This is a genomic window from Lysobacter solisilvae (assembly GCF_016613535.2).
GTDB lineage: Bacteria > Pseudomonadota > Gammaproteobacteria > Xanthomonadales > Xanthomonadaceae > Agrilutibacter > Agrilutibacter solisilvae.
In genome coordinates this window covers 2,933,630-2,947,627 of sequence record NZ_CP071518.1, presented here as the reverse complement: position 1 = coordinate 2,947,627, position 13,998 = coordinate 2,933,630, and the positions used below count along the sequence as shown (strand labels likewise).

At 67.5% G+C, this 13,998-nt stretch carries 6 protein-coding genes; all 6 read right to left on the bottom strand.

The window, feature by feature from the left end:
• Window positions 1-3: 3 nt before the first annotated feature.
• Entirely contained in the window at window positions 4-2,382 is a 2,379-nt protein-coding gene (locus I8J32_RS12930; RefSeq protein WP_200612858.1) for an efflux RND transporter permease subunit, read from the bottom strand.
• Window positions 2,383-2,484: 102 nt separating this feature from the next.
• Window positions 2,485-3,117 (bottom strand): hypothetical protein, encoded by a 633-nt coding sequence (locus I8J32_RS12925; RefSeq protein ID WP_200612855.1) that lies wholly within the window; start codon window positions 3,115-3,117, stop codon window positions 2,485-2,487.
• Window positions 3,118-3,161: 44 nt separating this feature from the next.
• Window positions 3,162-4,106, bottom strand: a complete 945-nt coding sequence (locus I8J32_RS12920) for an SGNH/GDSL hydrolase family protein (protein WP_200612851.1) — start codon at window positions 4,104-4,106, stop codon at window positions 3,162-3,164.
• A gap of 155 nt (window positions 4,107-4,261) precedes the next feature.
• Window positions 4,262-8,542, bottom strand: coding sequence for a non-ribosomal peptide synthetase (locus tag I8J32_RS12915; protein WP_200612849.1), 4,281 nt, complete (start codon window positions 8,540-8,542; stop codon window positions 4,262-4,264).
• Window positions 8,539-13,668 carry an SDR family NAD(P)-dependent oxidoreductase gene (locus tag I8J32_RS12910; RefSeq protein WP_200612847.1) on the bottom strand — a complete coding sequence of 1,710 codons (5,130 nt, stop codon included), beginning with the start codon at window positions 13,666-13,668 and terminating at the stop codon, window positions 8,539-8,541. Before I8J32_RS12910 ends, I8J32_RS12915 begins: the two co-directional genes overlap by 4 nt.
• Window positions 13,665-13,964, bottom strand: a complete 300-nt coding sequence (locus tag I8J32_RS12905; protein ID WP_200612845.1) for an acyl carrier protein — start codon at window positions 13,962-13,964, stop codon at window positions 13,665-13,667. Before I8J32_RS12905 ends, I8J32_RS12910 begins: the two co-directional genes overlap by 4 nt.
• Window positions 13,965-13,998: the final 34 nt, after the last annotated feature.

Here is a 13,998-nt window from a genome sequence, read left to right as displayed (position 1 = left end):
TCCTCAGGACGTGGAAACTGGAAGGGCGCCGACCGGAACGGTGACGCCGGTGATGAAGCGCGGGCGGATCAGCGCCACCATGGCCCGCAGGAAAAGCAGCGACAGCACGGCACTCGCGCCCATGGTGATCATCATGGTCGAGCCCAACCGGGGGTAGAACTCGAAGTCCGAGATCAGCAGCGCCGCATAGCCTCCGGCAATGGAGATGGCCACCAGCAGCACGGCCTTGCCTGACGTCGCCAGCGACCTCTGCAGTGCGCCGTCCAGGTCCGCGTGGCGCCGGTATTCCTCGCGCAGCCTGTAGAGCATGTAGATCTCGTAGTCGGCGCCGATGCCGGTGACCATGGCAGTGATGGAGGCGGTACCCATGTCCAGCGGCACGCCCAGCCATCCCATCAGGCCCAGGTTCATCAGCACGATGGCGGCCAGCGGCACGACGACCAGCAGCCCGCCCACCAGCGAGCGCAAGGCCAGGCTCGACAGGACGAACACGATCAACGCGATCTGAAGGATGTTCGAGGTCTTGGTCGCGACCAGCGATTCGTTCGACGCCACGGTCTGCGGCAGGCTTCCGCCGAGCCGCACATTGAAACCGGGCGGGAACTCCCGGGCGATCAGGGGCAGGCTGCGCTGGTACAGGTCCAGCGCGTAGGTGGTGCTGTCGGTCTTCAGGTACGCCCACACCACGGCACGCTGATAGGACGCGTCGACCAGGTTGTCAAAGTCCTCGGGATCGCCGGAGAGCGAGTACAGCAACAGGTACTGGGCGGCGAGGTTGGGCGCGGTGGGCACGCTGTTCCGGGACGGATCATCGCCGTGCATCGCCTGGTTCATCCGCGCAAGCAGGTCGGCGACGGACTGGGTCTTGCCCACATGCGGCTGTGCCTCAAGGAAGTCCTGCAGATGCCTCATCGCAAGCAGCACGCGGGGATCCTTCATGCTGTCGGGCGTGGGCCCTTCGATCAGGAACGCCACTGAATCGGTACCGCCAAAACTGGCGTTCAAGCGGGCGTCCGCCTGCCGCACCGGGCTGTCGGGCTGGAAGTATTGCTTGAAGCTGCTGTCGGCCTCGATGCGCAAGGCGCCGAGCGAGACGACGGCGAGCATTACCAGGCAGGCCCCCACCACGCGTCGGGCATGCCGCGGATCGGTCAGCCACACTCCGAGCCGGGCCAGCCCGCGGTCCAGGACATCCTGGCGACGCAGTGCGGGCGGCAGCTTCGGCGGCAGGATTGCGCGCAGCGCCGGGATGATCGTCAGTTCGATCACCATCGCCGCCAGGATGCCGCACCCGGCAAACAGGCCGAAGTTGCGGATCATTTCCACGTCGGAGACCAGCAGGGAGAAGAAGGCCGCAGCCGCGATCAAGCCGGCGATCGCCATGACCGGCGCTACCAGTCGCAGGGAGGCCTCCACGGCCTCGCGGCTGGCCTGGCGCAGGTCGATGGCCCCGGGTGCACGTAGGGCCAGCTCCTCGTAATAGCGTTTGAGTATCTGCACGGAGTGGCCAGTGGCCACCGCCATGATGAGGATCGGCGTGGTCGTGTTCAGTGCGTCCATCGACACGCCGGCCAGCGCCATCGTGCCCAGCCCCCAGACCACCGCCAGCAGTCCGGTCGCCAATGGCAGCACCATGCCCTGGACGCTTCGGAATGCGAAATACTGGACCGCCAGGATGATCAGGAATGCAATGCCGAAGTACACCGGCATCTTCTGCATTGCCATCTCCAGGTGCGCGGCATTGACCGGCTGCCCACCCACCACGATCTCGACGGTCGCGTCGCGGTGCGGTGCCAGCACTTCCTGGATTCGCTCATGCAGGGGCGCGTACGCGGCATCGCGGCCATCCACTGTGAAATCCGCCACGATGGCCGCGGCGCGCCCATCCGATGACACCAACGCGTCGATGTAGATCGGGTTGCGGGCGACGGCCTGCCGGAGCGCTGCGAATTCCGCCGGCGTCGTCGGGATGGGGTCGAGCATCTCCCGCGCGGCCATGCCTTCGCTGGTCGCCGAAATGTCCTTGACCCGTCGCGCCCCGAGGCTGACGACATTTCGCCGCACCGCCTGCGGCATCGCCTCGATCGCCTGCTGGATCGCCTGCACCTTCTTCAGGATGCCCGGCTGATAGACGTCCCCGGACGTCGGGTAGAGGCCGATGATGGTGAAGTTCCGGCCGCCGAACACGCGCTCCAGTTCGCGGGTCGTGCGGGTGAACTCGTGGTTCTGCGGTGCCCACAGGTCCGGATCGTTGTTGATGCGCAGGCTGCCGATCTGCGCGCCCAGCGCGAGGGTGGCCAGCAGGCCCAGGACGAGGATCCACCAACGGTGCCTGACGACAGACCGGGCATGGAGTTCCAGCAGGTACTTGATCACGTTCATTCGTCCCGTGCGTGCGAAACCTCAGGGCTCGCGCCCTGGGCAACGGATCCATATGGAATCCTGCGACGCTGCGGACGTTCCGCAGCGTCGCAGGTCTTTTGCTTACAGCTTGTTGAGCGTCAGGCTCTGCAGGCACACGCGCTGCCGTTGCTGCAGCGCCGTGGCGCCGCTGTAGACGGTCACGGTATGCAGGTCACGCTTGACGGTATTGAGGTTCAGGGTCCGACCGGCGCCGACGAAGCCTTCGAACTCGACCGGATCGATCACCACGCGCAGGCCTGGCGGGGCCGCGGCCTCGCAGGTGAGCTTGACGGCGACCCGGTTGCCCACCGACACGCTGTGGCGGCCGACGCATTCGAATCGCGTTCCCGGCGAAACCGGCGTCTGCGCCGACGCCACCTGGCTGGAGGTGATCTCGGTGATCAGGCCGTCCTCGAGAGTCGCCACGCCGTCGCGTCCGAAGCGCAGGACGCCGCTGCCAAAGCCACTGACGAACTCGCCATTGACCAGCAACTGCTTGGTGGCCGGATCGAAGCCGGCAGCCGGCGGTGCCTGGAACGGCGTACGGACGCAACTCTGGGACAGCGAGAACCCATAGGCGCCGTGAAGGGCGGCAGCGCCATGCGCCTGGGTGCTGCCCTGCCCTTCCTGCGCGGCGCTGCCTGTCGCGGCCAGGATGGCCAGGGTCGCCAGGACCATGCGTGCCGGACGCGTCCCACGTTGTGCCTTGCTCATGCGGATCTCCGGTGTCTGTATATCGAAGAGAGTCGAAGTCGAGCTCACGGAGTCATCGCCGCGCCGGTGAGCAGGTTGCGGCACACGCCCTTGGTGTCGAAGCGGCCGTTGTTGTCGCGGCAGCGGTCACGATCGATCAGGTTCTGCGCCATCGCAGTGGCAAACAGCTGGTGCGTACGCGAGGTCGGGAAGAAGTCCGAGAGGAAGACGAATCGATCCAGCTGGCAGCCACCGCTCGGGATCAGGTCGATGCACGACTGGGTCGAGTTGGTGAAGCCGAAGTCTTCGATGTGGCGGAACAGTCGGTGGGTATAGGCGAAGAAGTCCCAGCGGATCAGCTCCACGTCGTGCCGGCCCTGCAGGTGCAGGCGGCGCTCGAAGCGGTCGAGCATGGCCGCGTACTTGCGGTTGTACTCGCGGCTGATGCGGGTGGCGCGGGCGACCGAATGGGTCTTGAGCGCGTAAGGCGTGTAGCCCAGGTCGGTGAAGTTCGGCGCGTAGATCCGCTTCGCACCCGAGTTGACCAGTGTGCGCAGGGCGTTTTCCATGCCGGCCACGGTCTGGTCGAGGATCTGCGACGAAGCCGTGTCGTTCGGGTTGAGCAGCGCGTCGATGACGTCCGAGCCGCCGATCAGCAGCAGATGCAGCGCCTTCGGGTTGGCGCGGCCGCCGTGCGAGTTGAGGTACGCCTGGATCTGCGCCGGCAGGTCTTCAGGTCCATGGCCACGGGCGAGCGACTGGAAAACGGCGAAGTTGTTGCCGAGCACCGGACCGATCAGGTGCATCGATGGCTTGTTGTCGAAATGCAGCAGCTCGGCGAAGTAGTCGTCCAGGTTGGGACCGTTGGTGCTGCGGTTGTCAGCGAACGGGGGGCCGAACGAACCGTGGACCGCGTAGTAGTTGCCCACGTCGGACAGCGAGCCGCTGATGATGATGAGCTCTTCCGGTGGCGCCGCCGAAGCGGCGGCGGGCACGAGGCAGGCGGCCATGGCCAACACCGCCACTCGCATTGAACTCCAGATCCTTTTCATTTCTGACACTCCTTGGTTGCTGCATGCCGCAAGCTGAAGGCGTCGGCGACCGGTTGCGGCGCCGGCCGGCCGTACGTGGTGATTCGGGGGAATGCCGCGTCGTCCTGCCGCGGTCAGCCTTCCATGCGCGCGGCACGTTCCTGCCGTTCGCGGGCGTCGGGGACCAGGGAGATCCACTCGTCCTGCGTCGGCTCGCCGAGCAGGACGGGCCGTGGCACGCCCTTGCCGCTGCCGGAGGGCCCGGCGAGGGCTTCGGCCACGCCCTGCGCCAGCGCCGCGGCGTGCTGGGGCGACAGCATCGTGATGTGGTTGCCCGGCACGACATGCACCGCCACTGGCTGCGAGGACATGGCCTGCCAGCCGAGGGTGGAATGGGCGATGGAACGGCCCGGATCGTCGGCGGGCGTGAAGTCGTAGTCCGGATGATGTTCTCCGGCACGGAACAGGGCGATGGGAACGGGGAGGACGTCCCGCGGCGAATAGCGGGCCAGGCTATTGGCCACGAACACGCGCAACAGGCCCCTGACCTTGGCGACATCGGCGCCCGGCGGCATGAAACCGGCGGCCTGCATGCGCTCATTCAGCAGCGCGAGCTGGTCCGCAGGATCCAACGGACGCAGCAGCTCCTGCGTGAGTTGCAGGTCGGTGCCAGAGGACTCGCGGACGATGGCAGCCAACCGCGCGATCCACGCAGCGTCATCCGGCTGCGCGGTATCCATGCCCTCCAGATAGCGGCTGGGCACGTCGATCAGGACCAGGCGTTCCACCTCCTCGCCTTCGCGTCGCAGGCACTGTGCGATCTCGAACGCGACGGAGCCGCCGAAACAGTGCCCACCCAGCAGGTACGGTCCGCGGGGCTGGACGGAGCGGATGGCGGCCAGGTGCGCCTGGGCCAGGGCTTCGACGCTGGTCAGCGGTTCGCAGTCCCCGTCCAGGCCCACAGCCTGCAGCCCGAAGAACGGCCGTGCGCTGCCCATCTGCTGCGCAAGCGGATAGTAGTAGGCCACGCTGCCACCACCGCCCGCCACGCAGAAGAAGGGCCGACCCTCGCCTTGGGGCTGGATGGGCACCAGCAGAGACGAGCCTGCGGTGTCGGGATTGTCGCGAAGCAGCTGGCCCAGCTGCTCGATCGTGGGCCGGCGGAACAGCGTGGCCATGGGCATCGACAGGCCGAATTCCTGCTCCAGGCGCGTGATCAGGTTGACCGCGAGCAGGGAATGCCCGCCGATTTCGAAGAAGTTGTCGCGGACGCTGACAGGATGCACCTTGAGCACCGCTTCCCAGTGCGCCTGGATCCGATGCTCGATGGCATCGCGCGGTGGCACGAACCCTCCGTCGCGGACGTCGCGCTCAAGCACAGGCGCAGGCAGCGCCCGGCGGTCGATCTTGCCGTTCGAGTTGAGCGGCAGCCGGTCCAGCGCCACGAACGCGGTCGGCACCATGTATTCGGGCAGGCGCGACATCAGGTGGTCGCGAAGGCCGGGAGTCGAGGGCGCGCTGCTGGCACTCGCCGGCCCCACCACATAGCCCACGAGGCGCTTGTCGCCATCGTCTTCGCGGACGACCACCACGCATGCCGCCACTTCCGGATGCGACGACAGCGCAGCCTCGATCTCGCCCAGCTCGATGCGGAAGCCGCGGATCTTGACCTGGTCATCAACCCGGCCAAGGTATTCGATGTCCCCACCCGGCATGCGCCGGGCCAGGTCGCCGGTGCGGTACAGGCGCATCTGGCCGCCATCGGAGCGCCTGCGCGTCAGGAAGCGCTGCGCCGTCAGTTCCGGCCGGTCGAGGTAGCCGCGACACAGCCCGTCGCCGGCCACGAACATTTCGCCAGGCACGCCTTCGGGCACAGGCTGCAGGGCCTCGTCGAACACGTGCACGTGGAGGTCGGGGATCGGCTCGCCGATCACGCTCCTGCCGGAATCCACGTCCGCCCGTCCCAGGGGGCGATAGGTGACGTGCACCGTCGTTTCGGTGATGCCGTACATGTTGACCAGGCGCGGGTGGGCCTCGTCGTGTCGCGCGTACCACGCGGACAGCATGCGCAGGTCCAGCGCCTCTCCGCCGAAGACCACGCATCGCAGCGGCGAGCCCGCGATGAGCGGGACACGCTGCTCTGCTTCCATGAACTGGCGGAATGCCGACGGGGTCTGGTTCAGTACCGTTACCCCCTGCGCATTCATCAGTGCCACGAATTCCTCCGGTGCGCGGGACACCAGGTACGGCACGATCACCATGCGGCCACCATGGAGCAGCGCGCCCCAGATCTCCCACACCGAGAAGTCGAAGGCGAAAGAGTGGAAAACCGTCCAGACGTCGTTGCCGTCGAACCGGAACCAGGCGTCGGTCGCGGTAAACAGCCGGGCGACGTTGAAGTGGGTGACCAGCGCGCCCTTGGGTTTGCCGGTCGAACCCGAGGTGTAGATCACGTACAACAGGTCCTCGACAGTGATGTCCAGGTCCGGATTGATGCTGGACTGGCCGGCGAGCTGCTCCGACTCGCGATCCAGGTAGAGCACCTGGGCACAACCCTGCGCCAGGGCCGTACCGACGGCGCTTTCGGTCAGCAGGATGGTGGCCTGGCTGTCCTGCAGGATGAAGACGTTGCGCTCCTGCGGTGCCTCAGGTGCGATCGGCACGTATGCGCCGCCCGCCTTCACGGTCGCGAGCATCGCGGCGAGCATGCGCCAGGATCGCTCCAGGCACAGTCCCACGCGCGTCCCGGGTCCGACGCCCTGCCCGATCAGGTAATGCGCCAGGCGGTTGGCATGCACGTTGAGTTCGCCGTACGTCACCTGCCTGTCGCCGTCGGTGATGGCGACGGCATCCGGCGTGGCCAATACCTGCTCTTCGAAGATGCGATGCAGGCACCGGGCGTCGCCAGGTCTGCTCGGCACTCGCGGAAGCAGGTTCCCCAGTGCCGCCATCGCATCGGCGGGCATCAGCGGCAGCTGCCGCACGGGTCGGGCCGGGTCGTCGCAGATGCCGTCCAGCAGCGCCAGCAGGCAGGACTCCATCCGCATCAGCGACTGGACGTCGAACAGGTCGGTGTTGTACTTGAACGAGGCATGCAGCTCCTCGCCCGCATCGAGCACTTCCAGCTCGAGATCGAACTGGCCCTCCTGCTGCGGCAGGTCGAAGAACTCGATCTCCAGTCCGCCCCAGCACACGCGGCTACCGGGCTGGCTGGTCCATCCCAGCCAGTCGATCGCGCCGCTGGACCGCTGCGGCTTCTGGTAGACGAAGGACACCTGGAAAAGGGGCGCAAACGCCGGATCCCGTCGCGGCTGCAGGCGTTCGACCAGCAGCGGAAACGGAAAGTCCTGGTGCTGCATCGCGCTGATTGCGGTATGCGCCACGCGTTCGAGAAAGTCGTTGAAGGCGGGGTTGTCGGCCAGATTCGCGCGCAGCACCACGGGATTGACGAAGTAGCCGGCAACCGCGGCCATCTGCGGATCCCCCCGCCCGGTGGTCGGAGAACCGACGATGATCTCGTCCTGGCCCGAGTAGCGGTGCAAGAGGACCTGGAAGGCCGCCAGCAGCAGCACGAAGGGCGTGACTCCGCAGCTCTGCGCCAGCTTGCGCACGCGCGCCGACCGCGACGGGCCCATCGCGAAGCGCAGAGACGCACCCGCATAGGTCTGCACGGCAGGACGGGGACGATCGGTGTTCAGCACCAGCGTGGGAAGCTCGCCGGCCAGTTCCGACTGCCAGAACCGCCAGAGCTTCTGGCCTTCCGGGCCGGCCAGCATCTGCGCCTGCCGATTGATGTGGTCACGATACGAACATTCGAGCACGGGCAGCGCAGGCGCCCGCCCGGCAATCTCCGCCGCGTACAACTGGCCAAGCTCGTCCAGATTGAGCCAGAGCGACCAGGCGTCGTAGGCAATGTGATGGACCGTGATGAGCAGCACGTGCTCCTGCGCGTCGCAGCGGAACAGGTCGACACGGAACGGCGGCTGCCGCTCGAGGTCGAAGGGCTCACGGTAGGCGGCCTGCACGCGGTCGTGCAGTTCGTTGCCGTTGCGGCCGAAGCAGTCGCTCACCCGGAACAGCACCTCGCGATCGCCAGCGATCTCCTGGACGGGTTCCCCGTCGCGCAGGTGGAACACGGCGCGAAGAGCGGCGTGACGATCGACCAGCGCCTGGCACGCGCGTCGCAAGGCCTGGATATCCAGGACGGAACGGATGCGCGCACTGAAGGACACGTGGTACGCGCAGCTGTCCGGCGCGCTGCGATGCAAGAACCACAAGGCCTTCTGCCCATGCGACAGCGGGCAGAGTACGGTGTGCTGGCGTGCCTTCCTGCGCAATGCCTCGGCCAGGAGTGCGCGGCGATCAGTGAGGCCATCGGTGCGGGGTGTGTCCTGGGATTCGACTACCGGGTTCATCGGGATTCCTCTGCATGCATGATCTGCTGGAGCAGCCGCTCCACGTCGTTGTCAGCCAGTTCCCCGAGCCGGGCGATCAGGCGCTCGGCCTCGTCGAGGTCCAGGGTTTCAGGCAGCTGGTCGAGTACGAGGCCGGATGGAGCGGCGGCGACCGTGTCGGCGTCTGTGGCGTCCTCCAGGCTGCTGCTGACGTGTTCGGCCAGCTGGTTCAGGCTGGTGCCCTTCATCAGCATCAGCATGGGAACCTTCAGCCCGAAGCTGTCCTCGATGCCGACCACAACGTCCATCGCCATGAGCGAATCCAGACCCAGGCTCGGCAGCGGCACGCCGCGATCGATGTCGCTGGCCTCAGCCTCCATCACCTGGGCCAGCAGCGTGGCCAGGGCCTCGACGATGTGCTTAGTGCGGGCCGGCCCGGCAAGCGCGAGCAGGTCCGCGCGCACCGCGGTCATCGACGCGTCCTGGGGCGGCAGGCCGGCCACCAGCCCGGCGTACTTCGGTGAAGCGGCCCACGCGGGATAGCTGCGCGCCCATTGCGCCCAGTCCATGCGTGCCACGCCGAGTTCGGCCCGCGGCCACCTCAGCGCGGACGCCATGAGGTGCATGGCTTCGGCAGGGTCGAACATCAAGACACCCGTGCCGCCGAGGTAGCGCCCCACATCGCCGAAGCGCGTGGCCATGCCCACGTTGGCCAGCGCACCCCAGTTGAGTGACAGGCCCGGTTGGCCGCGCAGGCGGCGGTAGCGCGCCAGCGCGTCGAGATAGGCGCAGGCCATGGCATACGACCCCTGCCCTGCACCTCCCAGCAGCGATGCGATGGAGGAGAACAGGACGAAATGGTCCAGCTCATCGGACTGCGTCATCCGGTGCAGATGCCAAGCCCCGCGAGCCTTGGCTTCCATCGCGCGCGCAATCTGATCAGGCCGCAATTGATCCAGCGGCGCGTCGTCGAGCACGGCGGCTGCGTGGAAGACGCCCCTCAAAGGCGGCAGGTCACGGCGCAGGTTTCGCAGCAGTTCGGCCATCTGCGCCTCATCAGCCACATCGGCACGTGCCTCGAGCACGGACACTCCCTGGGCGCGCAGATCCCGGAGACACTGCAGCGCCGCGGGCGTGACCGCGCCGCTTCGGCCGACGAGCACGAGATTGGTCGCCCCTTCCCGCGCCAGCCAGTTCGCCAGTTCCAGACCGAAACCGCCGTAGCCGCCGGTGATCAGGTAGGTACCGTCCTTGCGGACGATTGCCCCGGCCCGCGCCGCCAGCGCGCTCGATGGCAGGCCACGCAAACGCGGTATGAAACGGCCGGCCGCACGCAGTGCCACTTCGTCTTCGGGCGAATCACTGAGGATTTCCTGTGCCAGAGCGGGCTGCGTCACGTCCGGAGCAGCGTCGACCAGTCGCAGCTTGAGTTGCGGGTACTCGTTCGTCGCCACCCGCAGCAGGCCCACCATCGGCGCATGGCCACAACTGCCCATGGCTTGGGCAGCGCCCGCGTCCACGGCGTCGACGGCGAGCAGCCCCTGTGTCGCCACGACAAGGCGGCACGCGCGGCCGCGGTGCGCCAGCCCCCGGATCAGCGCCAGCAGCGATTCGTGTTGGGCGACGGGAACCAGGGATGCCCCGCCCACCTGCGCGCCGCCAGCCTCCTCGGCGACATAGACCAGACCAGCGAACGAATCACCATCAAGAGCCTGCAATACGGCTTCAATGTCTGCGGGACTGTTCCGCGCCACGCTGAAAGCCGACGTCCCGCTCCTGCTGTAACTGTCAGCCAACTCCACGCGCACGACGCCATCGGCTCCCGCAGGGAACAGCGCCTCGGCCAGTGCAGGCACCCGCGCAGGAGGGCCCATGACAATCCAGTTTCCTCCGACGCTTCCGGTCGCTGCCGACTGCGGCTGCCAATCCCACTCAAGGAACACGTCATCGGCTCGCGGGACGTCGGATCGGTTGCCCCGCGTGAGGGCCTGCGCCCTCACGCCCCGGGCCAGTGCAATCACTTCACCGGTATCGTCGAAGAGGACGATGTCGCCTTCGATACGTCCCTGCCCTGCCTGCCGGAGTCCACCGTGGCACCAGAAGCTGGCAGGAGCCGGGCGGTAGAAGCTGAGCTGCTCGATCCCCGTCGGGATGTAGAGCTCGCGGTCCCCGCGTGCGGTGAGTGTCGCCAGCATCGACTGCAGGGATGCGTCGAACAGGGCCGGATGCAGGCGATCGTCTTCACCCACAGGCCCCAGCACGCCGGGGCGTTCGATGTGCGCCAGTGCTCGCTCACCGTCCGCCGACAGCCACAGTTCGCGCATGCCCTGGAACGCCGGCCCGTAACCGAACCCGCGCTCCGCCATGTCGGCGTAATGCGCCTGTGCGTCAACATGCCGGGAGTGCAGGTCGCGAAGCGCAGGCAGATCGATGCGCACCGGCGCATCGGCTTCCGATGCGAGATGGCCACGTGCATGGACCTCCCAACCGGCGGACTGGCGGCTGTGCACGCAGTACGTGCCCGCGGCCTCGTCCAGCGAGACGTGCATCGCCGGCGGCGAGGCTGGGTCAATCACCAGCGCGCTGTGGAATTCCAATCCGGCGAGCGATGCGGGCAGCGTGCCGCGCACGGCGGCGTGCACCGCCAGGCCGAGTTCGACATAACCGGCGCCGGGCAGGATCAGCGCACCCTGCACCTGGTGGTCGCGCAGGTACGCAAGCTTCGTTGGCGTGAGCGTGCGCGTCCAGGCGGGCGACGGCGCGTCGAGTCGCGCGCCCAGCAGCGAGTCTCCCTGATCAGGCGCCGGCCGCGCGGGGGTCGCGCCAGCCGGTGAAGCGTCCATCGGGGCCAACCAGTACGACTCCCGCTGCCAGGGATACGACGGTAGCCGGACGAAGCCCTCATCTTCGGCCCAGGCACGCCAGACGAGCGCATGGCGCATGGCCAGCTGCGCGAAAACCCGAACCCAGCCATCGCCCGACGGCTGGGGGTGGAACTGTGCTTCACCCTCCGCGGCGAACGCCGGGAGAGGCCCGAGCACGACAACATCGGCGCCACACAGCGATGAGCGCCCCAATCTCAGCTGCCAGGATGCGCCATCGCCGCGATGGTCCAGAGCGATCCCGCGCGGGTCGCAGCCGGAGGAAAACTCGCACCGCATCGGATAGGCGAAGCTGGCATCGAGCTCCAACGACGGGCTTTCAGCGTCGAGGAGGTCCGGAATCTCCGTCAACTCGATGGCACCGGCCGCACAGAGCACGGCCAGCTGGCCCAGTCCGTCGGCGAACACGCCCTCCAGTTGCTGCGCGCCCTCCAGCATCTGGCGAGCGAGCGCGTACTGGGCGGAGAAGTGCCAGGCCCTGAAGGCACGGTCATTGATGGTGACCCGCACGTTCGCGTCCAGCGCATCCACTGCCGGCAACGCCGTCTTCCGGCGGCCAAACACGTTGCGGCACGCTGTCCACGCTTCCCGTGCCTTCGGCAGCGCCGCGACACCGGACAGCACGTTCCAGTCGACGACCGCCAGCTCCGGCACGGCCAGTACCAGCGCATGTTGCGAGGGCCGGTATCGGTCCTGCAGGACACGCGGGTGCACCCGGTCCATGCCAGCTGCGCTCAGCGCGTCGATCATCGACGCCGCATCGTCGCCCAGCAGCGCGAGCCGGTGCTCATGGATGCCTGTCCGCCGAAGGCTGGTCGCGCAGACAGCCGGCATTGGGGCGTCAGGGTGGTCCTGCAGCCAACGCATGACGGCCTTCGCCTTCGCGCGCAGCGCGGCTGGCGAACGCGCACTCAGGAGCAGGCACTGCAGTCCGGTTGCCCGGCTGCGACGCGCAGGCGCGCGCGGCGCAGGTGCCGACTGCAGCACCAGATGCGCGTTCGAGCCGCCGAGCCCGAAAGAACTCACCCCTGCCACGCGCCTGCTGTCGATGGCTTCCCATGGCGAAAGGCGGGTGTTGACCCGGAGCGGCAATGCATCGAAGTCGATATGCGGGTTGGGCTCGTCGAACCACAGACTCGGTGGGACCGCGCCTTCGGCAATTCCCAGCGCGACCTTGATCAGCCCCGCTATGCCGGCAGCGGCTTCGAGGTGGCCGAAGTTGGTCTTGACCGAACCCACCAGGCACGCGTCGCGCTCGCCGTTGTCGCTCAGCACGGTACCCAGCGCGTTCGCCTCGATCGGGTCACCAATCAGGGTGCCCGTCCCGTGCAGCTCCACGTACTGGAGTTCACGCGGATCGACGCGCGCGTGCTGGAACGCCTGCCGCAGCAGTTGTTCCTGCGCCCAGCGGTTCGGCTGCGTCAGGCCGTTGCTGCGTCCATCGTGGTTGACCGCGCCGCCGCGGATCATCGCGTAGATCGGGTCGCGGTCGGCCAAGGCATCCTTCAGTGGCTTCAGCACCACGACCGCGGCGCCCTCCGCTCGGCCGATACCATCAGCAGCGGCGGAGAATGTCTTGCAACGCGCGTCCGGCGCGGACAGGCCCGCCTTGGTATAGAACACGTTGATGGCCGGATCGAGCATCACGTTCACACCCGCGGCTAGCGCCAGGCGCGACTGCCCGGTCCACAGGCTCTGACAGGCCTGGAACACCGCCACCAGCGACGACGAGCACGCCGTATCGACGGTCGCGCTCGGCCCGCGCAGGTCGAAGTGGTACGAGAGCCGGTTGGCGAGCATGCACATCCCGCCGCCGGAGCCGGTGTGCACGTCGATCCGCTGGAACTCGCCCCCTACCTGGTGCCGGAAGTAGTCGTTCGTCATGGCGCCGACGAACACCGACGCGTCGGTTCCGGCGAGGGTGGCCGGTGCGATGCCGCCGTCTTCCAGCGCTTCCCAGGCCAGCTCCAGCAGGATGCGCTGCTGCGGGTCCATCTGGCCGGCCTCGCGGGGCGTGATGCCGAAGAAGGCCGCATCGAACTGGTCGATATCGGCGATGAAGCCGCCGTGCCGGGTATTGGTCTTGCCCTGGGCCTTCGGATCGGCGTCATAGACCGCGTCCGCATTCCAGCGGCTGCCAGGCACCACGCCGACACCGTCACGCCCTTCACTCAGAAGTTGCCAGAACTCCGCCAGGGACGCGGCGCCCGGAAAGCGGCAGGCCATGCCCACGATCGCGATCGGCTCGATGGTCGCTCTCTTCATTGCGTGTGTGCCTTGAGTCCATGCAGGTGGCGCGCGAGCGCCGCGACGGTCGGGTAGTCCCACAGCAGGGTCGGCGGCAGGCGCAGTTCGAGCCAGTCCTCCAGGTCCGCCGTGAGTTCCACCGTGGCAACCGAATCCAGCGCGTAGTGGGAAAACGGCTGTCCGACCTCGATGTCCGACTCCGGCATCCGGGTCGCGCGGGCGATGTGCGCGCAGATCCAGCGCTCGATTCCGGCGATCGACTCCCACGCTCGCGTAACAGCCTCCGCGACGGGCGGAGAAAGTGTTCCATCCATCCTTGAATTCCTTGTTGTGGGGGACGCTGGGCTA

Coding starts and splice junctions, on each gene's coding strand:
- I8J32_RS12930 (WP_200612858.1), bottom strand. CDS start 2,382: ATGAACGTGATCAAGTACCTGCTGGAACTCCATGCCCGGTCTGTCGTC.
- I8J32_RS12925 (WP_200612855.1), bottom strand. CDS start 3,117: ATGAGCAAGGCACAACGTGGGACGCGTCCGGCACGCATGGTCCTGGCG.
- I8J32_RS12920 (WP_200612851.1), bottom strand. CDS start 4,106: ATGGCCGCCTGCCTCGTGCCCGCCGCCGCTTCGGCGGCGCCACCGGAA.
- I8J32_RS12915 (WP_200612849.1), bottom strand. CDS start 8,542: ATGAACCCGGTAGTCGAATCCCAGGACACACCCCGCACCGATGGCCTC.
- I8J32_RS12910 (WP_200612847.1), bottom strand. CDS start 13,668: ATGAAGAGAGCGACCATCGAGCCGATCGCGATCGTGGGCATGGCCTGC.
- I8J32_RS12905 (WP_200612845.1), bottom strand. CDS start 13,964: ATGGATGGAACACTTTCTCCGCCCGTCGCGGAGGCTGTTACGCGAGCG.